Source organism: Candidatus Poriferisodalis sp. (assembly GCF_965205175.1).
Taxonomy (GTDB): Bacteria; Actinomycetota; Acidimicrobiia; order Acidimicrobiales; family Poriferisodalaceae; genus Poriferisodalis.
Genome location: NZ_OZ242038.1, coordinates 329,545 through 353,332, shown reverse-complemented (window position 1 = coordinate 353,332; position 23,788 = coordinate 329,545). Strand labels below are relative to the sequence as shown.

Here is a 23,788-nt window from a genome sequence, read left to right as displayed (position 1 = left end):
CCTGCTCTGCGCTTCGGCGCGACGTTGTTCGTCTGCCGACATAGCACGCTGCATGCAGTTGCCGCAGCGGCAGCCTAGCTGTCGGTTCGCACCAGGCTGCGCGCTCGTTCCGGTGTTTGCCATACCGCAGCGCTCGCAGGCAGCAGTGTGTAGCCGCCGTTCGGCCCGTTCGGCGCTGCGGTCTCCACCTCGGACGTATCGATGTCTGAGATCGGAGTGCCCGTTGCCGAGGGCGCAGTCGCCGCGCGATCCGATGGGGCATCGGCTGCGGCGAGCGGGTGAGGGCCCGCCACGGCCGAGTCGAACAACAGCGCGGCACCGTCCACTACCGGCGCCGTGCTGGGCGAGTCGCTGACGTTGGCCATCACCTGGAGACTGCCGCGTCGGTAGGAGACGATGGGTCCGCTGCCGCTGTCGATCCAGGCAACGTCGGTGCCCGCCGCCTCCAGTCGAGGACGTTGCTGGTGTAGCACCTCCAGCAGTTCGCGGTACGCGCCGAGCCACGAACGCTTGGCCGCGTCCGACGCCGCTTCCTGCGCGGCGGCAGTCTCGTGGTTCGGCCGTTCGGCCGCTCGCAGCCACGGCGCGGCGTCGCTGAAGCCGTTGTGCGGCCCGTCGGACCACGGCATCGGCGTGCGGCAGCCGTCACGTCCGGCGGCCACGTCGTCGGCCGGGCCCACCGGGTCGAGCTTGTCCTCGGATGCGACCTCGCCGTCGGTCAGTCCGAGTTCCTCGCCTTGGTAGAGCACCAAGGTGCCGGGCAGGAACGCAGCGAGCACGTTGAACGCCAACGTCCGCGCTGCTCCCCAGCCGCTGTGCGCCGCCGCACCGCCGAAGCGGGTCGGTGCCCGCGGCATGTCGTGGCTGCTCATCGCCCACAGCAGCCGTGCGGCCAAGTGCTCAGAAGGAGCGTGCAGGGTGGAGCGGATCTGCGCGGGTTCCCAGCCGATGTGCATCGGCGCGAACCAGTAGCCCCCGTGCATGCCATCCGCGGGCAGCAGCGCGTCCATGCCTCGCGGCTCGAGGTGGTACGTCTCGCCGTGCAGGAAGGCCCCGTAGCTATCGCAGATGGTGCGCCAGCGCCGGAAGACGTCCTGGCTCTCGGGCTGGAACACGTCGTGGAGGTGCTCGAAGCACTCCCATTGTTCCCAGCGCGATGCTCTCGGCGGGACGGGCCGCAGTTGCGGGTTGGAGCGCAGCTGCTCGTCCTTCACCAGACCGCCTGCCACATCGACGCGGAAGCCGTCCACGCCGCGGTCCAGCCAGAATCGCAAGATGTCGTCCCATTCGGCCGCGACCGCCGGATTGCGCCAGTTGAGGTCGGGCTGCGAGGGCAAGAACAGGTGCAGGTAGTACTGGCCTGATTCGGAATCCAAGGACCACGCGGGGCCGCCGAAGTAACCCACCCAGTTGTTGGGTGGGCCTCCCCCGGGTGCCGGATCGCGCCAGATGTAGTAGTCGCGGTAGTGCGCGCGATCGGTGGGGCCCGCGTGGCCGAGCGCGGCCTGGAACCAGCGATGCGCGCTGCTGGTGTGGTTGGGCACCAGGTCGGTGATGACGCGGATGCCGCGGTCGTGCGCGTCGGCCAGCAGTCGGTCGAGCGTGGCCAGGTCGCCGAAGAGCGGGTCGATGTCGCAGTAGTCGGCCACGTCGTAGCCCCAGTCGTCCCCGGGCGACGGGTAGAACGGTGTGATCCACACGAAGTCCACGCCGAGTCGCGCCAAGTAGTCCAGCTTGGCGATCACGCCGCCGAGGTCGCCGACGCCGTCGTTGTCAGAGTCGGCGAAGGAGCGCAGGTACACCTGATAGCCGACGGCATCGGTCCACCAACGCGCCAGCGCGTCGGATTCCGGTGTGCCTGAGTCGGCTGCGAAGCGGTCGGGTTGCTTCGTGGCGAACTTCGGTCGTCGAGTGCCTGTCATCGAGTGCCTGTAGTGGTGTGCCAGCAGCTACGTGCCGATGTGGGCTAGTCAGCGAGCCAGTCGTGTGGGCAGTGTGCCGTTGCCGGCGTGTGCAGCGGGCAGTGTGTGCCGACTCTGGTGGCGTCGCCGGATGCCCGCCGTGGTGTGGTCAGCCCTGCGCGAGCCCCGAGCACGTACCGAGCACGCACGGCCGTCAGTCTGCCGCGCATCGGCGCTCGTGAGCATGATGGCCGGCCGCGGAACGCCGGGAGCTGTGCCGCGTGCAGTACGGGCGCGATCCAACTATTACGATTGTGTGACGAAGACAGGCAGACAGAAAGGCGGCCGAGATGGCTCAACCTCCGGGTCCCTACGACTTCCTCCCAGCAGTCGCATCGTTCGAGCTACGAAGCGACGACATAGCCGATGGGCAGATGCTGTCGATGCCGCAGGTCTCGGGCATCTTTGGCGCGGGCGGCGAAGACCGATCTCCGCACCTGACTTGGTCTGGCGCGCCGGAGGGCACCTTGAGCTACGCGGTGACGTGCTTCGACCCCGATGCGCCCACCGGCAGCGGCTTCTGGCACTGGGTCATGTACGACATCCCGGCATCGCGCACCGAGCTTGCGGCAGCTGCCGGCGATGTCGAGGGCACTGGGCTGCGCTGGGGCATCAAGCAGCTTCGCAACGACGCCGGCATGGCCGGTTATCTCGGTGCTGCACCCCCGCCCGGCCACGGCCCGCACCGCTACATCTTCGCCGTGCATGCGCTGAGCGTCGCCACGTTGCCGATCGACGCGAATGCCTCGCCGGCGTTCTGCGGCTTCAACATGTTCGGCACCACGCTGGGCCGCGCGCTCATCACGCCGATCTACGAACAAGGCTGACCGTGGCGGCCGAGGCCATGGTCACCGACGGTGATTCGGCAACGCTCGAAGTGATCTACCGCGTCATGTGGCAAGACGACCGTCTTGGCCTGCATCACCACGTAGCACGGAGCTTTCGGGAATGGGCGCAGGCACAACACCCTCACCTCGACGTCGCCGATGCGGACTCAGCCGACTCGTCCGATGCAGCAGGTACGGGCCGCAGTGGTGTCGGCGGCAGTGCTGGCGGCAGCAGCTCCTCCGGCGCTGATCCCACTGGCCGGGGACTCAACGGACAAGGTCTCCGTGGCGGTGAAGCCCAAGGCCCCGATCTGCCAAGCAGTGATCTGCCAGGCACTGACCGACCAGGCCTTGGCAGTAGCGGGGACCGCTCGGGGCACGGGCGGCGATGCCGCGCCGAGGTTCGCGGCCTCGACCACAGCGACGCTGACCTGCCAAGAGCGGATTTGCCGAGCGCGGACTTGCAACGGGTCGATCTGAATCGGGAGACGCGCACCAACGGCGGCGTTACGGAGACGACGTTGGAGCTCACGCAACACGCTGCGTCGGGAAGATCGGTCGTGCGAACCCGGGTGGGGAGCCGCGACGGCGAGGCATGGGTCTGGGTAGACGTCGAGGCGCCGCGCCTCGCGTCGGCGCCAGCAAGTCTCGGCGCTGTCGAGCCGGCCGGCGGCGTCCCAGGGTCAGATCCGCTCCAGTCGCGCTGGACCCAGTTGAGTGACAGCGGCGTAGCGTCGCTCGTCTCGGATCTGCTGGACACGGCACACCGCAACGGGGGGAAGCCTCGCTACGGCCCAGAACCGCTCACAACATCGCCGGTTGTGGTTGAGGATGTCGACCATGTCAAAGCCGTTCGCGGAGCAATCGTGTCGCCTAGACGTCCGGTGCCGTACTTGGTGCTGGCTTGGGATCCCATCAACCCGAATCAGAGTGCGGCGCTCGGCGAGATGTCGCGGCGCGCGAAGAGTGCCGCACTGCAACTGGCCGGCCTGGCGCGCGTATTCGTCTTGCCAATGCAGCAGTTGACGCCCTTTCAGCGGCTCATCGGCGAGGATATGGACCTCGATCCCGGCGAAGCTCGCTTGTACCTGGCAGGTCAGCACGAGCCCCACCGGCATCGAACCCTCGCCGCCGAGGTCGTGCGCTCGGATCCGCATCAAGCCGGGCGTTGGGCAAGCCATCTGCTGAGCCTTGCCATGGTCGAACGCAAGCCGCCTGATCTGTTCAGCCGCTCTCAAGAAGAACTCGGGCACCAGCGCAGGGCGCCAGAGCTTGCCGCTGGTGCTGGCCTGCGCGAGCGCATCGAGGCGCTGGAGTCCGAGCGGGACGATCTGTGGGAAGCGCTGTATGAGACACGCGAGCAGCGCCAAGCCGCCCGCGAGGAACGCGACGAGTTGGACCAGCAGGTACTCGATCTGCAAGAGGAGCTGGAGCTGGCGCAGCTTCGCACCGAAGAACTGCAGGAGACGCTCATCGACAAGGAAGACCAGATCGTGCAGGCGCTCGTCCAGGTGGGCCAAGCGGGCACGCCGATGGCGACCGATGCCGCCGGCAGGAAGTACCCGCAGGTGACCTCGGTGAGCCAAGCGCTGTCGCTGGCACGAGCGAACCTGTTGCGGGTCGAAATCCCGCGTGAGATCGACAGCCATGTGGCCGATCTCGACCAAGTGATCGGGTCGCACCGCTCGTGGGCTCGCAGCGTGTTCGACGGGTTGCTGGCGCTGGAGATCTACGCCCACCAAGGCTCCGGCAACGGCGACTTTCGCGACTGGTGCAGGCAGAGCAACCACCCGCGCAAGTGGTTCTCGAACGCGAAGAAACTGGCCATGCACGAATCGCAAGAAGTGATGCGCCGGCCCCAACTGAAGGTCCTGCGCGAGATGCCCGTGTCGAAGCGAGTCGCCGCCGGCGGTCGCATCGTGATGGAAGCGCATCTGAAGCTCTCCAACAGCGGTGTCGCGCCACGGCTCTACTTCTACGACGACACCGGCGGCACCACCGGCAAGGTGCATGTGGGGTACATCGGCCGGCACCTGCCGACCAAGCTGTTCGGGTCCTGACCGGCACTTGCACTTGTTGGCCGGTACCGCTTGGCGGGTTACGCCGCGCTGGTCGGGACGCGTTGGCGATCGCCGTGCGGGTCGCGGCGGGAGGTGAATCCGTCGAGTCCGCACGCCTCGCGCACTGCCGCGCTCATGTCAAACGTCCCCGGGTCCAGCGGAGTCCCGGTGCCGTCGGCGACCCGGGTCATCATGTGAAAGTTCGCGCTGACCGCGACGGCGTCGATCATCACCTCAGCGCCTGCGGCTTCGACCACGGCGTTGCGCGCCGCAGCGGTGGCGTCGGCATCGCCGGCCCACATCGCCTCGACCAGACCGGCCAGCAGCGCGCCGTGGAGCACGCCGCCGTCGCCGTGTTCGGCACCGTTGACGGCCTCGTAGCTGATGTCCAAGTCCTTGTGCTGGCCGCTCAGACCGAGCAGCAACGCGTGGGCAGACGTTCAGTAGAAGCACTCGTTGAGCTTCGACGTTCGAGCTGCGATCAGCTCGATCTGTGGACGGCTCAGCGAGTTCTGGTCGTTGATCAGCTCGCCTCGTACACGGTCCATCGGCACGTACTGGGCATCGGAGAGGATGAACAGCGCCTCGTTCTCTGCCGGAACCGCGCTGAGCGCCTTGATCACGTTGGGCATCTTCAGCTCGGCGGTGGGCACCCAGTGGTACTTCACCTGGTACTCCACTGGCGTCGGAGCGGTGTGCTGTGTGGGCGGGCCGTCGACGGGTTCGCCCAGCGCAATCCGGGGCAGTCCGAGCGCGTCAGCGAAGCGATCGACGCAGTTGGCCTGAGCGACCAGGCCCACCAGCTCTACGTAGGCCAGCGGGTCGATGCCTCTGCCGATGATCGACCGGTACCAGTCCTGCGTCAGCGTGCCTGGGTGGTTGGTGATGCGCCAGACGGCATCGACAGCGGCGGGGGGCAGCAGGCCGTTGGCGTCTGCGGGTTCTGGACGTGCTTGGCCTGCTCGCTGTGCGAGCGTGCTGGGCTGCACCCACGGCGGCAACGGGTCGTCGCCGTTGGAGCGATGGTCACGCTCGTCACGTGCCGCTCGCACCTGCGCCACGATCTCTGTGCGCTGCACCGCGGTCCACCAGGTGCCGGGTTGGGACCACCGCGCTGCGATCTCGCCGTGCGCAGCCTGGAGGTCGTCGCGTATCGGCAGCTCGGTGTCGTAGGGCCGCCGGCTCGTGCGCTGCGCCGTGACAGTGCTCGTGTCGGTGCTGTTCGCATCTTCGTTCTTGGCGACGGTGTAGCTCGCTGGTGTACGGCTCATGTCTGCAACTCCTGTTTCCGTTGCCGAGGGCTGTCTTGCCGAGGGCTGCTTTGCCGAGGGCTGTCTTGCCGAAGGCTCATTTCTGCGGGCCTGTCTCTGACGGCTTCGTCTCCTCGGGTTCCGTCTCACCCCGGATGCTGCCCGGACCCGCCAGCACGCCCGTCGTCACACAGATCATCGCGCCTGCGGTGTCGGGGTCCCATGCGATGTCGTAGCTGTACCGTCAGTACGGCCGTCGTCACGCAGGTCATCACGCCGACCAAGATGGCCCAGCATGTCTGAGCGCACGGCATCCGAGCTTAGGGACGCTGACCCTTGGCCGCCCGCTTAGCCGCTGGCCCAGCACCCGTCTGGCCCGGGCGGTGTGCGACCGATCTTTGGCTGCCCGCTGGCTCGCTGGTGTGAGTGCGGGCGGCGCGGGCGTCGGCCTACCATCGGCCACCATCTGCGAGCAGGTCGCGCCGCAGCGCCGTCGGCGGCAGGGCGGGGCGCGATTGGTTCATGTGGCTCGCACTGCGGGGACTGGCTGGACCCGCTGACAGCACCAGCTGGCTGCACGAACGGCACGCACCTGCCGTTCGCCCGTGCTGTCTGCGTCCGTGCAGGCTGTGTCCTGATCGTCATGGGCAAGAACGACCCTGACGGCCCGGTTCGCTCGTACTGTCTGTGCCCGTAGTGTCTGTGCGTCACTGTCTGTGCGTGCCTACCATTCGTTCGTTCACTCGATACTGATCCACCCGAGTTTGCAGGGTCCCAACCGTCGAACCCTGTCGAGTCCCGTTCAGTCCTGTCGAACCCAAAGGAGCAACTATGCCGACACCGCAGAAGGCGATCTTCAACGAGATGGGCGCCAACCAGTGGTACGTCCACCTGAGCCGCGTCGAGGGTGCCGACCTCGGGGTGATCAGGTCCGTGCTCGCAGATCTGCGCACGGCCTGCGATGCCGAGGGCATCAACTTGACGCTCGGCTTCGGGCCAAGCCTGCTGGGCGAACTCACCGACGACGTGCCCGACGACTTTCAGGCCTACGTGACTGTGCAGTCCGAGGACGGTTCGGGGCGCGAGGCCAAGGGAACGCAGGAAGAGCTGCTGCTGTGGCTGAACCACGACGCCAAGGACAGAGTGTGGAAGGCGCAGTACGACGCTCGCACTGCGCTCGTCGGTCACATGGCCGTCGCTCGTGAGACGCCCACGTTCATCTACGGCGACTCGCTGGACATGACCGGCTTCAAGGACGGCACCGGCAACCCGGCCGAGGAGGACCAGCCGGCGGTGGCCATCGTTCCCGACGGCGAGCCCGGCGCAGGCGGCAGTCACATCATCGCTCAGCGCTGGGTGCATGATCTGGACAGCTGGAATGCGTTGTCCGACGAGCAGCAGGAGAAGAACTTCGGCCGCAAGAAGTTCCCCGAGACCGACAAGACCGACACGCAGGAGCCCTACAGCCACTTGAGCCACGTGGAACTGCGAGCCGACGGCAACCACGGCAACGAAGGCAGCGACAAGATCAACGAGATCGCTCGCCGCTCCACGCCGTATGCCTTCCACGACGGCACGCTCGGGCTGTACTTCATGGCGTTCTGCAAGGATCAGGCGCCGCTGCGTCGGCGTCTGCGCCGGATGTACGGCCTCGACGATGCTGCTGGCGTGCGCGATGCCATCACCGACTTCTCGAATCCGGCTTCAGGCTCGTTCTACTTCGCGCCCAGCGAGGAAACGCTCGACGGCATCACCGGCTGAGTGGCGACGCATGGCGCAGGGCTCAGGCCGAGCATCTTGATATCGCATGAGCGAGCCGTCGTGACGTCTGCATGCGCACAACACTGACTTCAGCCGCTTTCGTGGACTGCGTTGGCGAAACCCCCTCGCACAGCACCGGTAATTCTCGGTAGTTCTCGATAGTTGGCGGTGCCTGACGGCCAGCCTCGTACTGTCTGTCTTGAACTGTCTGCCTCGAACCGCCACTCTCGGCCGTGTCGAGGCTCAGTCGAGCACGACGACGGGCGTGCCGGGCGGTGCCCAGTAGTACAGGCGCTCTGCCTTGTCGTCTCGTTGGCGCACGCAACCCAGCGACAGCGCGTCGCCAAGCTCTGCTTCTGTTTGCACTGGCATGTCGTGCCAGTTTCGAGGAATGGAGTGGAAGCCGATCCTGCCGCCATTCACGCCGACCGTGAATCGCACCATGTGACGCATGGTGACCAGACCGTTGTAGGAGACCGCATCGAGCGACTTTGAGATGACCTCGTAGCGGCCGGGTGCCGGCGATGTGCGTCGACCGCTGACGGGGTAGTTGTCGACCATGCGCCCGTCGGCGTCGATCAGCCACACCCGCTGCTCGCCTCGGTCGTAGATGACGTGGCGGTGCCCGGCGAACCCGACGTCGGTTGCGGAGACGTCCGGCGCTGAGTTGCCGCCTCGCCACAGCACGCGTCCCTCTGGCGTGACGATGGACAAGGTGCCGTCGTTGTCGAGTTGCAGCGCAGCGCCCGTTGTGCTGCGGGTGCCAGAACTCCACAGCGTCGCTGCCAGTCCGCCAGGCAGCATCTCGGCCAGCATCTCGGGCGTCTCAACTGGCACCGGCGCCGGCCTCGCTTGCAGCTCGTCTGAACCCGACTCGGAGCGTCGGTCCTGTTGCTGCTCGCTGGTGTCTGGCCTAGACCCGTCTTGTTGCCCGGACTGGTGCCCGGCACGGGGTTCGCTCCGTTGATGGTTCTGGCTGCTGCGGTGTACGCCCTCGGACCCGTCGTTCAGCGGTGCGTTGTAGAGCACCAGTTCGCCGTCGTGACGCATGGTCAATCTCGCGACATGCTGTGTCGCAGGTGGAGCCGCTCGCTTGGGTCCGCCAGTTGCAGCGCCTGCCGGAGTTCGTGTTCCCGAGGTCTGTCGACCCGCAACCCTTGACCCGGGAATCCCCACTGACCCCGGCGTCCAGAGGGTGCCGTCGACCCCCGGGGGCACCATCGTGACGTACAGCACGAGGCGGCCGCCGGGTTCGAGTCTCAGTCCGTACCAGCCATTGGGCGAGATGACCGCTTGACCGGCCTGCAGCAGTCCACCCGGTGCCAAGACGACTGCGGTGCGTGTTGAGCGAGGGGACCGGCCAGTTGCAGCGTCGGCACTCTCGTTGGCGCCGCGCTGTCGCCCCGAACTGTCATGTTCGCCGACAGCTGCGCCCGAGACTGATGCACCGAACACTGATGCATTGAAGACAGTTGCGCCGAATTCGGACGGCCATGCAGGGTGGGGCTCTGGGTTGGAGACCGCAACCTTGCCGGAGGCCGTGGCACCGACAGGCGCAGCACGGACCAGCACAGAACTTGCAGCCGCATTGCTGCTGAACGGCAACGTGGTGAGCACGGCCGCCACGCCGTACCCGGCCAAGAGTCGTGCGGCCCGCATCCTGGATCTGGCACCACGGCTGCTCTTGCCGCGAACGCTCCAGCCGCGTATGCGGCACGCATATGACGTCGGCTGAGTGGCATTGGCGTCGCCGACGCCACACGCCCATGTGCGACGGGCCGTTGCGCCGGCCGGCAATGCGTTGCGCCGGAGTTGCCGGCAGTCGATGAGGCGATTGGAGCGAGACACAGTGATTGACGTTGTCCCTCGGCGTGCCCCGGTTGAACACGCACTCTGAGAGTGCAAGGCGAGAGTACGGCAGGCGCCGTCAGCCCCGCAAGAGACTGACCCACCGCAGTCGGGCGTGCATTCTTGGGCGCGCGATCACTGCTTGGCCTGCGTGATATCGGTTGACTCCGCTGACGCCCGGTCGTCGACCAACGTCCGCTGATGGTCAGCCGGTCCCGGGTTGCTGAGCAGGTGGCCGGTCTGAAGTGATCCCTGAGCCGCGGGCCAGCACTCGCCGACAGCACCGAGATTGTGCAGGCGCGGGCTGGCTGTGCGAGGCTCAGGCGATGAACATTTCGGATGCACTGGAGTACGTCAGCAAGAATGACCGCGCGGTGCTGGCGACCACGGCACGCGACGGCACGCCGCAGATGTCGCCGGTGACCTTGGCCGTCGTGGACGACACCGTGGTGATGAGCACACGCGACACCGCGTTCAAGGTCAAGAACCTGCGTCGGGACCCGCAGTGCTGGCTGTGCGTTTTCCCCGAGAAATGGCTGGGCCGCTGGGTGCAGCTCGAATGCCGGGCCGAGGTGGTCTCCGGCGATGCCGCCCTTGGGCCGCTGGAGGAGTACTACCGGACGCTTCGCGGCGAGCACCCCGACTGGGACGACTATCGCCGGGCCATGGTGGAGGACCAGCGCTGCTTGGTCCGATTCCGTATCGTCAAAGCTGGCCCCGACCGACACGGTTGACTCTCCCGCTGTGCGTGATGTACTCGTGGGAGTACAGGCCGGCCCCAGCCGGCACGGCTGACTCTCTCAGGGTCGCAACCCGATGCTGGTCGGTGCTGGATGGCCCCGACCGGCACGGCTGACTCGCTCGGGAGCATTACGGCACGCCGGACGGCGGGGCGGGGCGTTGAAGCCGTCGTCCCGGCTTTCGTGACCGCGCGGGGTTGGGTGGCCGTGCGGGATCGGGCACAGCAAGCCGATAGCGGCCGTCGCGGCGCTGTATGCGCCAGTTGTGGTCGTGGATGCGGTCGTGGCAGGACCAGCACACCAGCACGAGATTGTCGATGCGGGTCTTGCCTCCGCAGGTCCACGGCACGATGTGGTGGGCCTCGCATTCGTCCGGCGGTGCACCGCAGCCGATGCATGCGCCGTCGCGTGCGATCAGCGCACGGCGCTGTGCTGCAGTGGGGGCGCGGCTGGGTGTGGTTTCGCACAGTGGCGTGAGCTTGTCGGCGAAGATGACCAGCGAGAGGTCGTTGTTGCAGGCGAGCCGTTGCAGCGTTTCGGCGGGTATGGGGCCGACGGCGGGTATCTCGGCTGCGCCGCCGCGCTGGCCGAGCAGCGCGTGCAGGTCGGCGCGCACGATGATCTGCGCATCGGTGCGACCGCGCTCGGCGCTGTTCGATGGTGTGTGCCCATTCGACGATGGTGCAGCTGCCGAGGCTGCCGGACCGTGTTCGATGCCGCTCGGCTGTGCGTGCCTGTCGGTCGTCAGCCGGGCGACTCTGGACTCGGCTTGCTTGTCCTTCGGAGTGTCTGCGGGCAAGACACTGTTGTCGCTCGGCAGCGCAGCGACGGGATCGGGCAGTGTGTGAGCGGGACGGTCGCTGTTCAGGCGTGAAGCCCCAGAGAATTCTGTGGGAGCGTTCTCGAATAACCCGACGGCCCTAGCCGCGCCGCCGCCGGCATCGTCCGCAGCAGACGAGCTGGCCTCGGTGGTTGCGTGCATGTCTGCATTTGCGTGCGCGTCTGCCAAGAGGCCGTTCAGCGCGTCTGCCATGCGCTGGTCTTGGGTGCGGTCGCTGTCTTCCGGTGCAACGCCGCTGGTGTGTTGTCGTTGACGGCGGCGATCCGCTTGGCGAAGCAGTTCGGATTGATGCCGCAAGCGCCGCTGTATGCGGGCGCCCATCTCGGCGTCGAACGCGCCGCGCATCTGTACCGAGCCGTCGTCGCCGTTCCAGAATCGCACGCTGCGGTTGCGTCGGTTCCGACGATGCTGTTTGGCGAGGTCATCACCGCTTCGGTGCCGCAGTGTCCAGCGTTGCGCGGCGTGGGCGAACTCGTCATCGGGGAGCGCTTTGGCCTTCCGGGCCAGGTCGGCGCAGTCGCGCACGGCTTGGTGTCCGACGCTGCGTGCGGTCTGCACCAGTTTGGCGGCGTTCGCGAAGCTGATCTCGCCTGCTGCGACACCGCTGGCCACCGCAGGCAGTTGGGCGAGTTCGGCATCGGTGCGCGTATTGCGTGCAGCCTCAGCGCGTGACCGCCCGCCCAGTTGGTTCAGCAGCCCGGCACCTCCGTCGCCATGGCACTCGCGACGCGCGACCAGCGCCGCGGCCTTGGTCTCCAAGAGTTCGACACGGGTGCGCAGCGATTTTGCGGCACATAGCGCGCGCCGCAGCTCGTCAGTAGGTGCCGCTTCGACACTGTCGAGCGCTGCGCCGAGGCACTGGAGCGCCTGCTGCACCTGCGAGAACATACATCCATATTATCAGATAGAAGCAACAGATATACGCATTTGGCACTACGAGTTGATCATGGTGAGCTTTCACAACGCAAACACCGTAGACCCGGCCTGCTGTGATTCGAGTTCTTCAGTAAGCGTTCGTGTGGCTCTCAGGAGTATCAGCTTGTAGTCGGATATCCACTGTCCTGACCAGTTATCGATGTTCTTGAAGATGAGTAAAACCAGTTCCGTTCAGCTGAGCTGACGGCGACAATGATCAATCCAAGTCTGGTTGGCTCAGGCGGCGAGTGTCAGCTCGTAGTCGAGGGCCTGTCGGACCTGTGTCTCCGAGAGCAGGTAGTCGTTGCCTATTTCCTTGATGATGCTCGTCTCGTCATCGCCGCCAGCTTCCACGAGTTCTGCGACCATGGGAGTCGGCACTCGGCGACCGTCGACACAGGGTGTCCCTGTCTGGATGTTCGGGTTGATCCACACACCGCTGGCAGGCCGCCAGATTGCTGCCATCTGTTCGTCGTTGAACGTGATCGGCCGCAGCAGCGGCTCGATCATGTGGGAGAAGGCCTGCTGACCGGCGAGGCCTGCGTCGATCCAATCGCCGTCGAGTTCCGCAAAGAAGCCGGAACCCACGGTCGCAAGGCTCTCGTGCGCAAATGGCCGTTCGGTACCCAGTGTCGCGGCGAGATGTCTTGCGCCGTCAGCGATGTGCTGTCTCCACACCCCGGCTGCGCGCAAGAGCGGCCCGCACAAGAACGGCCAGCGTGCCAGCGCGAGACGAGACTCCCGGCAGCTCCGCCAGCTAGCGGGGCGGTGCGGGCTCGACGGGCGGCTGGGCGGCGGCGAAGATGCTGCGCAGGATGCCGCCGATGACGAACTCGCCGAACTCCCGGTCGCTGAGGCTCCGGTCCACGAGGGCCTCGTTCTCGGCTACGCGTTTGACCAGCAGCTGCTTGACGCGGTCTGACGTGCCCAGCCGGAACTTGTCGAAGCCGTTGGCGCGTGCCGTCTCCCGGATGTCCTCCTCCCGGAGCCCGTCCTCGTGGACCGAGAGCAGGAACAGCCGGTCGCTCTCGGTGAAGTCGGTGCCGAATCGGTCGTTCAGCGCCTCGATGATCTCTGAGAGCGGGGCTGCCGCGTCCTCGGCCGTGCCGGTGCCGACCGCTGTAGGGCTGGCGACCGTCGCATCGGCGCCGTCGTCGCCCAGGCTGATCGCCCCGGACGACACTCGCTCGAGCCGGTAGTACTCGAGGTCCACGTCGCTGTCGAGGCGTATCGGCGCAGAGGTGCCGCCGATGTGCAGGCGCGGCAGCAGCAGCCGCCCGAAGGCATAGAGCCGTTCGAGGTCGCAGTCGGCGTACGGGATGATCTGGCTCAGAAACGCGTACAGCCGCACGTAGGCGTTCAGCCGATCCCGGAAGGCGACCTGCGACTCCTCGTCGAGGGCGGCGAACCGACCGGCCGCTGGTGCCAGCGAAGCCTCGATCCGGCCGTGGTCGCTCTTGCGCTGCTTGGCCCGCGGCAGATAGAAGACCTGCGCGAACTCGTCGACCTCACGCTCGAAGTACACCCCCATGCCGTCGAGCTCGTGCTGCAGGCGGTCCAGCTGGTACGGGTCCGAGCAGTTGCGCAGCTCGGGCACCTCGTAGTACGGGGCGAACGCCGCAGCGATGTCGGCGGGGCTGTTCTGGAAGTCGAGCACGAACGGCGGCGGCTTGCCCCGTGCCACCCGGTTGAGCCGCGACAGCGTCTGCACCGCATGCACCCCGCTGAGGGGCTTGTCGACGTACATGGCCGCCAGCAGCGGCTGATCGAAGCCGGTCTGGTACTTCTCGGCCACGATGAGGATCTGGTAGTCGTCGGAGGCGAAGCGCCCGGGCAGGGCTGCCTCGCTGATCGGCTTGTCGGTGCGCCAGTCGAGGTTCATCTTCGGCTCGGTGCATTCGATGCCGTTGTCCGGCAGCGTGACAGTGCCGCTGAAAGCCACGAGCGCCCGGACGTCGCTGCTGCCCTGCTCGTGGAGGTACTTGTTGAAGGTCTCCATGTAGCGGACTGCGTGTAGCCGCGACGACGCAACGACCATTGCCTTCCCCTTGCCGCCCATGCACGGCCGCACGTGCTCGCGGAAGTGCTCGATGATGACCTCCGTCTGCTGCTCCAGCCGGTGGGGGTGCAGGTGTGCGAACTTCGCCAGCTTCTTCGCCGCTTCGCGCCGCGGGAACTCCGGGTCGTCCTCGGCGCCCTTGGCCAGGCGGTAGAAGGTGTCGTAGTCGGTGTAGTTCGCCAGCACGTCGAGGATGAACCCCTCTTCGATGGCCTGGCGCATGCTGTAGGTGTGGAACGGCGCCGGCTTGGCGTCGGCCCCGGCCGGGCGCCCGAACAGCTCGATGGTCTTGCCCTTCGGCGTAGCGGTGAAGGCGAAGAAGCTCAGGTTGGGCTGGCGGCCGCGTGCCGCGACGACGGCGTTGAGGCCGTCCTCCCAGTCCTCGGCCTCGGCGTTCTCAGTCCCCCCGTCCTCCGTTGATCCGCCGCTTGCCGACCCGCCGCTTGCAGCGCACGCCGCGCCGAGCAGCGCCTTCATGTCGTGGGCGCTCTCGCCGGTCTGGCTGGAGTGGGCCTCGTCGACGATCACGGCGTAGTTGCGCTCAGCGAGCCTGCGGGCCAGTTCGTCGGCCTGTGCCTGCTCGTCGGGGCTCGGGCCTTCGCCTGGCGCCGTGCCGGAGAGCTGGAGCAGCTGCCTCATCACGAACGGGAACTTCTGCAGGGTGGTGATCACGATCTTCGTGCCGTCCACCAGCGCTCGGGCGAGCTGCTGCGAGTCTTGGTCGATGGCTTGCACGACGCCGTGGGTGTGGTCGATCTGGTATATCGCCTGTTGCAGCTGCGCGTCGAGCACGCGTCGGTCGGTGATGACCAGAACGCAGTCGAACACTTTGTTGTCGTCTGCGTCGTGCAAGCAGGACAGCTGGTGTGCCAGCCATGAGATCGAATTGGTCTTGCCGCTGCCTGCAGAGTGCTGGACGAGATAGCTGTGCCCAGGGCCCTCACGGCGTGCGGCCTCCACCAGCTTGTCGACGGCTGTGAGCTGGTGATACCTCGGGAACACGAGTGTTCCGCCGCGGCCTCTGTGGACCGGTTTCTGAGAGGCGGCCGACGTGCCGTCTTGCTCGAGGAACATGTACGAACCGATGATGCGCAGGAAGCGCTCCCGCTCAAACACCTCTTGCCAGAGGTAGTCGGTCCGGTAGCAGCCTGGCCGGGGCTGCGGGTTGCCGGCACCACAACCTTTCTCGCCCGGAGCGCTGCCGCGGTTGAACGGCAGGAACCGAGTTGCAGCCTTGTCGAGCTGTGTCGTCATGCGGACTTCGTCGGCGTCGGCAGCGAAATGCACCAGCGCCCGCTTGCCGGACCGGAACAGTGGCGCCTTCGGGTCGCGGTCCGTGCGGTACTGCTTGACTGCGTGACGCCAGCTCTGGCCGGTCGACGGGTTCTTGAGTTCACAGGTGGCAACGGGGATGCCGTTCAGCGCGAACACCAAGTCGACGGTGTCGTTCTTTCCGGGGTGGCAGCGCACCTGGCGGGTCACCGTGAGCTGGTTGCCGGCGAACTGTTCCACCGCGTGTGGGTTGAGGCCGTGCGCAGGCTTGAACCACGCCATGCGGAACCTCTTGCCGTAGAACTTGAAACCGTGCCGCAAGACGTCGAGCGCGTTCTTGGTATCGAGTTCACGCTCCAGTGCTGAGACAATCTGCCGCGGAAGCTCTGTGCCGTGCAGCGCCTCGACCGCCTGCCAGAGTTCCGGCTGTGTGGATTGCAGAAACTCGACGACTCGGGCAGGGAACAGTGCCTGATCCACCTCCCACTCTGCACGATCGCCCTCGACCCAACCCACCTCGGTGAGCATTGAGACGACCGTGGCCTCGAATGCCGTTTCACCGGTCTGCTCCGACATCAGTCCCTCACCTCCGCTAAGGCATCCACGGCGTCGCGAACATCGATCTTGCCCGTCACAGCTGCCGAGATCAGCGCGGTGCGATACTCCCTCAGGCGTTCGATCAGCTGCTCAGCCTTGCCCCGCAACTCATCGAGCCGCGCTGTTTCCCGGTCTAGGTACGCGGCAATAGCCAACTGTTCATCTATTGCTGGAATCAGAATCGGAAGTCTGTGTACCGTATCTGCGTTGAGGTTGGCCTGCGTGTTGTCACGAGTCAGTGATGCTACTGGACCACGAAGTGCTTGAAGCCACCAGTATAACCATGGCTTTGCAATATGGTCGCGAGGCTGCAGTCCGAGAATTGCTTGGTTAGTGACAGCCGCTAAGCCTAGGATCGCTACAACTCCGATCGATGCATACATCGAGTAGATGATCGTTTGACGGGGAAGTATCTTGAGACGTGTATCGCTGATGCCGAGTTCAGTGACTGCCTTCGACGTGCGTTCTACAGTTCTGCCATTTGACATATCAGCAATAGCCACCCACGGTATTCCACATTCATCAGTCTCGGCCCAGTAGTCTTCACGGTCGGTGCTGGGAGTGCCGCCCGCAGTCGAATCGGCAAGGGCGAAACCAAGCCGTTGAAGTCCCCACTTGTTCGGAATTGTGCCCAACCAATCCACGCCAGATGGCTTCATTGGCGGTTCGGGGTCGAGACCTGCGGCTTTGGCGGTGTTCGGTGGCAGGCCCTTGGTGACGGCACGAGTGATGAGGGCCGAGCTGTACTCGTCGAGCCGTTCGATCAACTCGCGCTGCTTCGCAACCAACGCATCAATCCGCTCCGTCTCCCGATCCAAGTACGCACCGATGACTGTTTGTTCATTAGTGGACGGTACAGGAAGGTAAAGGTTGCCGATGAACTCCCAGTCGGTTCTCGGCATTCGAGCGCCATAGGTTGATTGGTCGGCTTGCGAAATGAAGCCATCTGACAAGAGCAGATACAGCAGGTACCGCCGCTGGTAGTGCGTAGGTTCAAGAACGAGCAGTTCAGTTGTGCAAATGCCATCGAATTCTGCACAGAATGCCTTCGCCAAGTAGGGGCGCAGTTTTCCAAAGAGCACATCTCCATGGATGAATCGGCTTACCTGACCGGTCTTTTCTTCCCAAAGTTGCGGCATTCTGAGCAGATTTCCTGCTTTTGATTCAATATGCTCTAATCCGATGTAAGGCAGCTGATTTGATGCGTCAGACGCCGCCTTAGTGTCTCGCCGCTGCGCAGTGGCCTTTAGGCGCTTCAACTTCCAGTGTGAAGGCAGGTCACCGAGCCAGTCCACGCCGGAGTCGCGATAATCCGGATACGACGGCCTTGGCTTGTTCGTGCGGCTATTGGCCATCGGTCCCGTGTCGAGTTCTTTGGCCACCTGCTGTCCATCGTCAATCATGCGGCAACCTCGGCGAGCAGGTTCGTGATCCCGGTTTCGAGGGTGCGCAGGTCGGATGCGATGTCTTGCAGTGGCCGCGGTGGCTGTAGCGTGCTCTTGTGGCGATCAACTCGCAGCGTCGGTGTTGCCAATTTGATGCTGCACGCATACGACCGCATATGTGACACAGCTAGCGGCCCGCTTAGCAGCGCATGCGACATTGTGCCTGCGTCTTGTCTATGAGGTCTCGAACTGAAAGGAATCGAGATTGAGTCGAGGCGAGCGGCTCGACACGTTCAGCAACTCGACGCCAACGACTTGCTCTGCGCTGTCGAAATCCAGGATCACGCCGGGTGCCACTTCAAGCGAGTCGACGATGTCGGACTCGTCAAGGCGCAGGTACAGCGCATCGTCGACCGTGTCGATGCGGAGCTTCACGCGGTCACCTCGGCGAGCAGGCTGGTGATCTCGGCTTCGAGGGTACGCAGGTCGGCTGCGATGTCGTCGAGCGGTCGTGGCGGCTCGTAAACGTAGAAGAGCCGGTTGAAGGGAATCTCGTAACCCACCTTGGTCTTGGTGTGGTCAACCCACGCGTCCGGTACGTGCGGCAGCACCTCGCGGGCCATGTACTCCTCGATGTCCTCGTCGAGCGGCACGGTCTCGGTGTCGCGCAGCTCAGGGTCGGGCTCAGGGCCGTTCGTGCCTTGGCAGGGCTCGGCTGTGGGATCGCGCTCGCTCAGCGCAGCAACCACCGCCTTGCGCTCCGCAGCGGAGAGCCGCACCCCATGGCCGTCGGCGACGAGGCGCAACCGCAGCAGGAACTCGTCGCGATCGGTGATGACTTCGCCGTCGGTGCTGGCGGCCAGCGCGTCGAGCAGGTCGCGCAGCTCGTCTTGGCGCAGTTCGCCCTTGACGATCTCGGCATCGCGTGCAGGGCCGGGTTTGCGCTTGCTCGTGGCAATGTTGACAAACACACGTTCGTCTTCGATGCGGCTGATGCGCTCGGCGGTAGCCGCAAAATTGAGGCGCAGCGGACGCTCGACGGTGACCTTGCGGAACCCGAAGTCGGAGTTCGCCAGCACCTTGCTGACGACGCGTGGGCGCGTCCGCGGCTGGTGGGTCACTGGGTCCTCGTCGGTGAGGTTCCGCGTTTCGCCGTCGGTGAAGCTGCCGTGGATGCGCGTGAGTTCGCGTAGCTGATCATCGGAGATCTCGTTGCGCTTGTTGCCGAGGCTGCGGCGCATCTTCTCGAAGAACTGCCTGCCGTCGATGAGTTGCACCTTGCCGCGACGTCGCTCCTCCTTGCGGTTGGTGAGCACCCAGATGTAGGTGGATATGCCGGTGTTGTAGAACAGCTGGTCGGGGAGCGCGACGACGGCTTCGAGCCAGTCGTTCTCGATGATCCAGCGCCGGATGTTGCTCTCGCCGCTGCCGGCGTCGCCGGTGAACAGCGGCGAACCGTTGAACACGATGGCGATGCGGCTGCCGCCGGTGCCGTCGGGTGCCACCGGCTGCCGCTTGTGCAGCATGTGCTGCAGGAACAGCAGCGCACCGTCGTTAATCCGTGGCAGACCGGCACCGAAACGGCCAGTGTCGCCTTGCGTGTCGCGCTCGCGCTCGATGAACTGCCGCTGCTGCTTCCATTCCACGCCGAAGGGCGGGTTGGCGAGCATGTAGTCGAAGGTGGAGTGGGTGCCGCTGTGGGGCGTGAACTCGTCGCATGTGAACGAGTCGCCGAGCTTAATGTTGTCGCCCTCGTGGCCCTTGATGAGCATGTCCGAGCGGCATACGGCCCAGGCTTCGTCGTTCCAGTCCTGCCCGAACAGGAGCGGTTGGGCGTCCTGGTTGTGGCGGCGCAGAAACGATTCGGCTTCTGCGAGCATGCCGCCTGAGCCGCAGGCCGGGTCGTAGACGGTCTTGACGACGTAAGGCTTGGCGAGGTCTTCCTCGGGCGTCAGCAGCAGGCCGACCATCAGCCGGATGACCTCGCGCGGCGTGAAGTGCTCGCCCGCCTCTTCGTTCGCCTGCTCCGCGCCGAGCCGGATCAGCTCCTCGAACACGTAGCCCATCTGCGCACTGTCGATGCGACTGGGCGACAGGTCCAAGTTCGCGAAGCGCTGCAGGACTTGGAAGAGCAGGTTCCTTTCGTTCATGCGAGCGATGTGGGCATCGAAGCCGAAGCGTTCCATGATCTCGCGCACGTTCTGCGAGTAGCCCGCAATGTAGGCGGTGAGGTTCTGCGCGACGCTGTTCGGGTCGTTGAGCAGTTTCGTGAAGTCCAGTTCAGACTCGTTGTAAAAGCTGTGCAGCGCAGCGGTCTTGAGCATCTCGTGCCGGATGCTGTCGCTCGCATTGCTGTACTGAATCGTTGCCTCGAGCACGGCCTGCTTGGTCGGCGCGAGCACGCAGTCGAATCGGCGAAGCACTGTCAGCGGCAGGATCACCTTGCGGTACTCGTTGCGCTTGTACGGGCCGCGCAGCAGGTTGCAGATGTCCCAGATGAAGTTAACCATCTCCCCATGCGTCCGCGCGTTCACTCAACCGCCTTCGGTCGTTCGGATGCGCCGTCTCATGAACTGCACCGGTTCGTCATATTTTTCGCCGCTGACTGCTTCTAGTTGATTGTGAACAATGTCCTCAAGGCTGCCCATTTTGCTGAGCCACCTCGTGCTTCCGATTTCTTGGCGAGCCGCATGTCTCGGTAAATCACCGATTGCGAAAATCGCTATCTTCTCATAACCGGCATCGCGGTGCTCACTATCACAGGTCACATAGTCAACTGACTCGAAGGCCTGGACGAATGCTGGAATCGTTTGTACCATAGGAGCATTCGGGGGCCAATAGTAGCCCGAACGATGCTCTGGCCACCACCATCGCGTAGTATCGCCAGCTGCGAATGCAATGCAATTGTAGACGCCATCTTTCGGGCTGCGGAGTTCAAAAGCGTCCGGGCCTGCGAGGCCCGGAACGATGCTTGCAAAGTACGAGTCACTGCTAGGCAAATGTCAGTCCTTCGTGTTCGGCCCAGTCCAACCAAGCCTTGGTAGCATCTCTCAGGTTGTCAGTGCCTGTAGCCGGATCCTCGCCCGTGATGGCCGACATCGCGGCTCCCCAATGGAGTCCGCCCTGCTTCATCTGATCAAGTATCAACGGGATCGCTTGCGGACCCAACCCAATGATGCGCAAGTACGGGTAGCTCTGCAGCATTACCGATGAAGACGACTCCAACGCGACCTCCTCCTCCCACTGCTGGGCGAGTTCATGGAATTGCTTGCGCAAACGACTGAAGGCATCTGTGCCGCATTCGATGTCTGCGCCAAGTGACGACGTCGGCAGGCTCGTATTCGGTGCACCTGTAACCCACTGACTAGGCTCGCTTCCTGCTCGGTTTAGCGACTGTTGTCGCCAGTAATGTTGCTTAGCCGAGATGTCCTGATACAAGCGCTCGGATCGGTGATGAGGCCAGTGTGCGTCCTCGTGATGTGAATGCAGGTTAGGTGCTCGATTGAGTTCAGCTAGGGACATCTTGACTCATGTCGACTAGCCCGGCTTCTGTGATAGTTGAGCGAAGTTCTTTCGATTTCTTGAGCGCGCGCATGATCGCGTCGCGGAGGGATAGCATGTCGGATTCGTCGAGGCTTATGTACACGCTCTTGTATCCGCCATCAAGCGCAGCGTCCTGGTATTCGAGCTTGAGTGTATGGGAAACGAACATGGCTTCAGGCCTAGAATCATCGGCCAGCGAGTCAGCGAATATGGGTCGTATGTCGCTGATGATGCGTGCATCGGCGAGGGTGCGTTGGTGTTCCCGTCGGAGGTCAGCTGATTTGCCAAGTAGTCGAAGTGCAGTTGAATCAGTCAGCGACACGAGGCGTTGCGCGAGAGTCTGGCTGTCATTCGATCCGGCGTTCAGCTCGTCGTTTGCGGCAAGCCGCGGCACCAATGAATGGAGATGTTGGCGCGATTGGTCAGCGAAGGCAATAAGCCCCGCCAAGGCCCGCAAAATAGCATGAGTATGCGTCTGTGCTGTCGCGGGCAGTTTGCAATTGACCTGCTTCACAAGGTTCGTGAGCTGACTGGTTGGATGTGCGTCGTGCAATGCGGCGTTCAAGCTGGCAAAGGCGACATCGCCGAGGTCGCGTATGTGCTCAAAGGCCGCGAGATCGTCTTCAGGAACGCTGAGTGGGAGTATTGCTTCTGGCGCTTCCGGTGACTGCTCCATGTCTCCTCACTCCGTGCTTACCGGTATCGGGCGCGCCGACGCGTATTCGGCACTGGCCGCAACTGTGTTGATCGTATGGTCGGTTCGGCGGGTCTTGGCAGGCGGACGTGTCAGCTGCCGGGCTGAGGCTAGGCTCCGGCTTGGCTGACTCATCCTTGCTCATCCTTGCACACGTTGCGCGAACCGGCAAATCGGTATGCGCGCCTTGCTGAGCGATCAGCTTGCGGGCAATTGCCAGTGGACGAGGGTGTAGGGCGGGCTGGCTTCGTCGTGGTCCTCGAACACTGCTTCCACAGCGTGGCCGATGACGACCTCCTGCATCGGGTCGCCGAGCAGGTTGCCGACCATGCGCAGGCAGTCGGCATGGGGCAGCTCGACGAGCACGACGACGTAAGGGCCGTGGTCGGCCAGCGCGGGATGCACCGGATGATGCACGCGCTGCCATGAGTAGATGCGGGCGGTGGGCTCGACGGCCACCCATTCGATGCGGAACGACTGGCAGGCGTGGCACATCCAGTCCGGCCCCCACTGATGCGTGCCGCAGTCGGCGCACCGCTGCACCCGCAGCTCGTGCGCTCGGGTGCCCTCCCAGTACGGCAGATCCAGGCCGTCGCGCATCGGCGCGGGCTGCGGCAGGCCCCTCGGCAGGTACGTGCCTCCGACACCGCCGCCGACGCTGCCGCTCATGCTCAACCCAGCGCCTCGACCGTGCCGTAGATGGCGGTGGACGCAATCTCCACCATCGGTCCGGCGTTGGACAGCGACACCTTCACGTTCGGCACCTGGTTGGTGGAATCTCCGCGCACCTGGCGGACCGCTTCGATCTGCATGCCGAGGCCGTGCATGTAGCACTCGGCCAGGTTGCCGCCGCTGGTGTTCAACGGCAGCGAGCCGCCGTCGGCCCGCAGGTTCTCGAACGTCAGCACCTCGTTGGCGTTCTCGTAGTTACACAGGCCGTGCTCGATGAGGCTCATCACCACGGCGCCGGTGAAGTTCTCGTAGCTCTGGACCACATCGACGTCTGCGGGCGTGACGCCTGCCTGCTCGTAGAGATGCTGTGCTGCGAGCTTGAAGCTGGAGGTGGCGTAGTCGGTGGGGTTGTGCGCCCACGCCCCGGAGCGATGCCCGCCGCTCTGCTGGGCAGCGAGCACCAGCACGGGCGTGTCCCGCAAGTCCGCGGCACGCTCGGCCGAGGTGACGATCATGGCTGCGGCGCCGTCGTTCTCCAAACAGCAGTCGTACAGCCTGAACGGCTCGGTGATCCAGCGCGACGAGTCGTACGCGGCTGCGTCGAGCGGACGGCCGTGCATCACCGCTCGTGGGTTTTTCTGCGCATGGTGGTACGCAGCCAGCGCCACCGCCCGCATCGTCGAGCGGTCGATGCTGTGCTCGTGCATGAGACGGGTAGTGCGCATCGCGTACATCTGGGCGGGGCTCATCACGCCGTAGGGGACGGTGTAGGCGAACTCGCCGCTGATCGACTGGCGGCGACCGCCTTGGCCGAACCGGCCGTACTGGCCCTGTGCGAGTCCGCGGTAGGCCACGACCACCGTTGCCGAGCCCGCCAGCACGGCGCTTGCGGCGTTCTGCACTACCGCCGCCGCGCCACCGCCGCCTCCACCCCACTGCATGTTCGAATAGCGCAGCTCGGCGAGACCCAGGGAGTTGGCCAGGCGCGCCGGCGTGTTGCGGTCGTTGCTGTAGGAGCAGAAGCCGTCGATCTCGCGAGGGCTGATGCCGGCGTCCTCGCAAGCGGCCAGGATCGCCTTCAAGACCAGGACGAACTCCGGGTCGGGCGACTGGCCACGCCGGTAGTAGACGGTCTCCCCGACGCCGGCGATGGCTGTGCGGCCGCGCAGGTCATGTCGTGGATCCGGCGTGCTCATCGCCGCAAACCGTAGTCAGACCGAGTCCGCTGCTGTCGGCGTTGCCCCGCCCGCTTCGTGCGACCGACACGGCTTCGACGGCGAGCGATGACGCCAGACACGACGAGGCGCAACAAGCAGCGGGAGGCTGGCCGGTGAAGGCCCGTGCGTGACAGGCTAGAAACACT

At 64.9% G+C, this 23,788-nt stretch carries 19 protein-coding genes; 4 read left to right on the top strand and 15 right to left on the bottom strand.

Annotation, left to right across the window (positions count from 1 at the left end):
* Positions 1-74: 74 nt before the first annotated feature.
* Entirely contained in the window at positions 75-1,922 is a 1,848-nt protein-coding gene (locus tag ACOGI4_RS01515; protein WP_419842201.1) for an alpha-amylase family glycosyl hydrolase, read from the bottom strand.
* A gap of 329 nt (positions 1,923-2,251) precedes the next feature.
* Here ACOGI4_RS01515 and ACOGI4_RS01510 point away from each other — a divergent pair, with 329 nt between their 5' ends.
* Together ACOGI4_RS01510 and ACOGI4_RS01505 are read left to right on the top strand one after the other, a co-directional pair.
* On the top strand, positions 2,252-2,788 hold the full coding sequence (locus ACOGI4_RS01510; RefSeq protein WP_419842200.1) for a YbhB/YbcL family Raf kinase inhibitor-like protein: 537 nt from the start codon (positions 2,252-2,254) through the stop codon (positions 2,786-2,788).
* Between the two features lie 2 nt (positions 2,789-2,790).
* On the top strand, positions 2,791-4,848 hold the full coding sequence (locus ACOGI4_RS01505; RefSeq protein WP_419842199.1) for a hypothetical protein: 2,058 nt from the start codon (positions 2,791-2,793) through the stop codon (positions 4,846-4,848).
* Positions 4,849-4,886: 38 nt separating this feature from the next.
* Here ACOGI4_RS01505 and ACOGI4_RS01500 read toward each other — a convergent pair whose 3' ends face one another.
* Together ACOGI4_RS01500 and ACOGI4_RS01495 are read right to left on the bottom strand one after the other, a co-directional pair.
* Positions 4,887-5,273 (bottom strand): hypothetical protein, encoded by a 387-nt coding sequence (locus tag ACOGI4_RS01500; RefSeq protein WP_419842198.1) that lies wholly within the window; start codon positions 5,271-5,273, stop codon positions 4,887-4,889.
* A gap of 15 nt (positions 5,274-5,288) precedes the next feature.
* A complete protein-coding gene (locus ACOGI4_RS01495; RefSeq protein ID WP_419842197.1) occupies positions 5,289-6,119 on the bottom strand; it encodes an alkylhydroperoxidase-related (seleno)protein in 831 nt (276 codons plus the stop codon).
* A gap of 810 nt (positions 6,120-6,929) precedes the next feature.
* On the opposite strand from ACOGI4_RS01495, the gene ACOGI4_RS01490 reads away from it, so the two are divergent.
* A complete protein-coding gene (locus ACOGI4_RS01490) occupies positions 6,930-7,859 on the top strand; it encodes a Dyp-type peroxidase (RefSeq protein WP_419842196.1) in 930 nt (309 codons plus the stop codon).
* 243 nt (positions 7,860-8,102) lie between these two features.
* Here the strand turns inward: ACOGI4_RS01490 and ACOGI4_RS01485 are convergent, their stop codons facing one another.
* Complete coding sequence (locus ACOGI4_RS01485; RefSeq protein ID WP_419842195.1) at positions 8,103-8,909, bottom strand: L,D-transpeptidase; 807 nt, start codon at positions 8,907-8,909, stop codon at positions 8,103-8,105.
* Positions 8,910-10,033: 1,124 nt separating this feature from the next.
* Here ACOGI4_RS01485 and ACOGI4_RS01480 point away from each other — a divergent pair.
* Positions 10,034-10,441 (top strand): PPOX class F420-dependent oxidoreductase, encoded by a 408-nt coding sequence (locus tag ACOGI4_RS01480; RefSeq protein WP_419842194.1) that lies wholly within the window; start codon positions 10,034-10,036, stop codon positions 10,439-10,441.
* A gap of 136 nt (positions 10,442-10,577) precedes the next feature.
* On the opposite strand, the gene ACOGI4_RS01475 is transcribed toward ACOGI4_RS01480, so the two are convergent.
* From ACOGI4_RS01475 to ACOGI4_RS01425, 11 genes are all read right to left on the bottom strand, one after another.
* Positions 10,578-12,176, bottom strand: a complete 1,599-nt coding sequence (locus ACOGI4_RS01475) for a DUF222 domain-containing protein (protein WP_419842193.1) — start codon at positions 12,174-12,176, stop codon at positions 10,578-10,580.
* Between the two features lie 264 nt (positions 12,177-12,440).
* A complete protein-coding gene (locus ACOGI4_RS01470) occupies positions 12,441-12,791 on the bottom strand; it encodes a DUF433 domain-containing protein (RefSeq protein WP_419842192.1) in 351 nt (116 codons plus the stop codon).
* 169 nt (positions 12,792-12,960) lie between these two features.
* Positions 12,961-16,110 (bottom strand): type I restriction endonuclease subunit R, encoded by a 3,150-nt coding sequence (locus ACOGI4_RS01465; protein ID WP_419842191.1) that lies wholly within the window; start codon positions 16,108-16,110, stop codon positions 12,961-12,963.
* Positions 16,110-17,534, bottom strand: coding sequence for a restriction endonuclease subunit S (locus ACOGI4_RS01460; RefSeq protein ID WP_419842190.1), 1,425 nt, complete (start codon positions 17,532-17,534; stop codon positions 16,110-16,112). Before ACOGI4_RS01460 ends, ACOGI4_RS01465 begins: the two co-directional genes overlap by 1 nt.
* 216 nt (positions 17,535-17,750) lie before the next feature.
* Complete coding sequence (locus ACOGI4_RS01455) at positions 17,751-17,951, bottom strand: DUF2283 domain-containing protein (protein ID WP_419842189.1); 201 nt, start codon at positions 17,949-17,951, stop codon at positions 17,751-17,753.
* Complete coding sequence (locus ACOGI4_RS01450) at positions 17,948-20,026, bottom strand: type I restriction-modification system subunit M (RefSeq protein WP_419842188.1); 2,079 nt, start codon at positions 20,024-20,026, stop codon at positions 17,948-17,950. Before ACOGI4_RS01450 ends, ACOGI4_RS01455 begins: the two co-directional genes overlap by 4 nt.
* A 24-nt stretch (positions 20,027-20,050) precedes the next feature.
* Positions 20,051-20,515, bottom strand: a complete 465-nt coding sequence (locus ACOGI4_RS01445) for a DUF7689 domain-containing protein (protein WP_419842187.1) — start codon at positions 20,513-20,515, stop codon at positions 20,051-20,053.
* Positions 20,508-20,954, bottom strand: a complete 447-nt coding sequence (locus ACOGI4_RS01440) for a hypothetical protein (RefSeq protein ID WP_419842186.1) — start codon at positions 20,952-20,954, stop codon at positions 20,508-20,510. The genes ACOGI4_RS01445 and ACOGI4_RS01440 overlap by 8 nt, the downstream gene beginning before the upstream one ends.
* A 70-nt stretch (positions 20,955-21,024) precedes the next feature.
* Positions 21,025-21,735: a hypothetical protein gene (locus tag ACOGI4_RS01435; protein WP_419842185.1), complete on the bottom strand. Its 711-nt coding sequence runs from the start codon at positions 21,733-21,735 to the stop codon at positions 21,025-21,027.
* Positions 21,736-21,951: 216 nt separating this feature from the next.
* On the bottom strand, positions 21,952-22,422 hold the full coding sequence (locus ACOGI4_RS01430) for a Zn-ribbon domain-containing OB-fold protein (protein ID WP_419842184.1): 471 nt from the start codon (positions 22,420-22,422) through the stop codon (positions 21,952-21,954).
* Between the two features lie 2 nt (positions 22,423-22,424).
* Positions 22,425-23,621, bottom strand: a complete 1,197-nt coding sequence (locus tag ACOGI4_RS01425) for a thiolase C-terminal domain-containing protein (RefSeq protein WP_419842183.1) — start codon at positions 23,619-23,621, stop codon at positions 22,425-22,427.
* Positions 23,622-23,788 lie beyond the last annotated feature (167 nt).

Coding starts and splice junctions, on each gene's coding strand:
- ACOGI4_RS01475 (WP_419842193.1), bottom strand. CDS start 12,176: ATGTTCTCGCAGGTGCAGCAGGCGCTCCAGTGCCTCGGCGCAGCGCTC.
- ACOGI4_RS01465 (WP_419842191.1), bottom strand. CDS start 16,110: ATGTCGGAGCAGACCGGTGAAACGGCATTCGAGGCCACGGTCGTCTCA.
- ACOGI4_RS01425 (WP_419842183.1), bottom strand. CDS start 23,621: ATGAGCACGCCGGATCCACGACATGACCTGCGCGGCCGCACAGCCATC.
- ACOGI4_RS01495 (WP_419842197.1), bottom strand. CDS start 6,119: ATGAGCCGTACACCAGCGAGCTACACCGTCGCCAAGAACGAAGATGCG.
- ACOGI4_RS01485 (WP_419842195.1), bottom strand. CDS start 8,909: ATGCGTCACGACGGCGAACTGGTGCTCTACAACGCACCGCTGAACGAC.
- ACOGI4_RS01460 (WP_419842190.1), bottom strand. CDS start 17,534: ATGATTGACGATGGACAGCAGGTGGCCAAAGAACTCGACACGGGACCG.
- ACOGI4_RS01510 (WP_419842200.1), top strand. CDS start 2,252: ATGGCTCAACCTCCGGGTCCCTACGACTTCCTCCCAGCAGTCGCATCG.
- ACOGI4_RS01430 (WP_419842184.1), bottom strand. CDS start 22,422: ATGAGCGGCAGCGTCGGCGGCGGTGTCGGAGGCACGTACCTGCCGAGG.
- ACOGI4_RS01515 (WP_419842201.1), bottom strand. CDS start 1,922: ATGACAGGCACTCGACGACCGAAGTTCGCCACGAAGCAACCCGACCGC.
- ACOGI4_RS01490 (WP_419842196.1), top strand. CDS start 6,930: ATGCCGACACCGCAGAAGGCGATCTTCAACGAGATGGGCGCCAACCAG.
- ACOGI4_RS01450 (WP_419842188.1), bottom strand. CDS start 20,026: ATGGTTAACTTCATCTGGGACATCTGCAACCTGCTGCGCGGCCCGTAC.
- ACOGI4_RS01480 (WP_419842194.1), top strand. CDS start 10,034: ATGAACATTTCGGATGCACTGGAGTACGTCAGCAAGAATGACCGCGCG.
- ACOGI4_RS01435 (WP_419842185.1), bottom strand. CDS start 21,735: ATGGAGCAGTCACCGGAAGCGCCAGAAGCAATACTCCCACTCAGCGTT.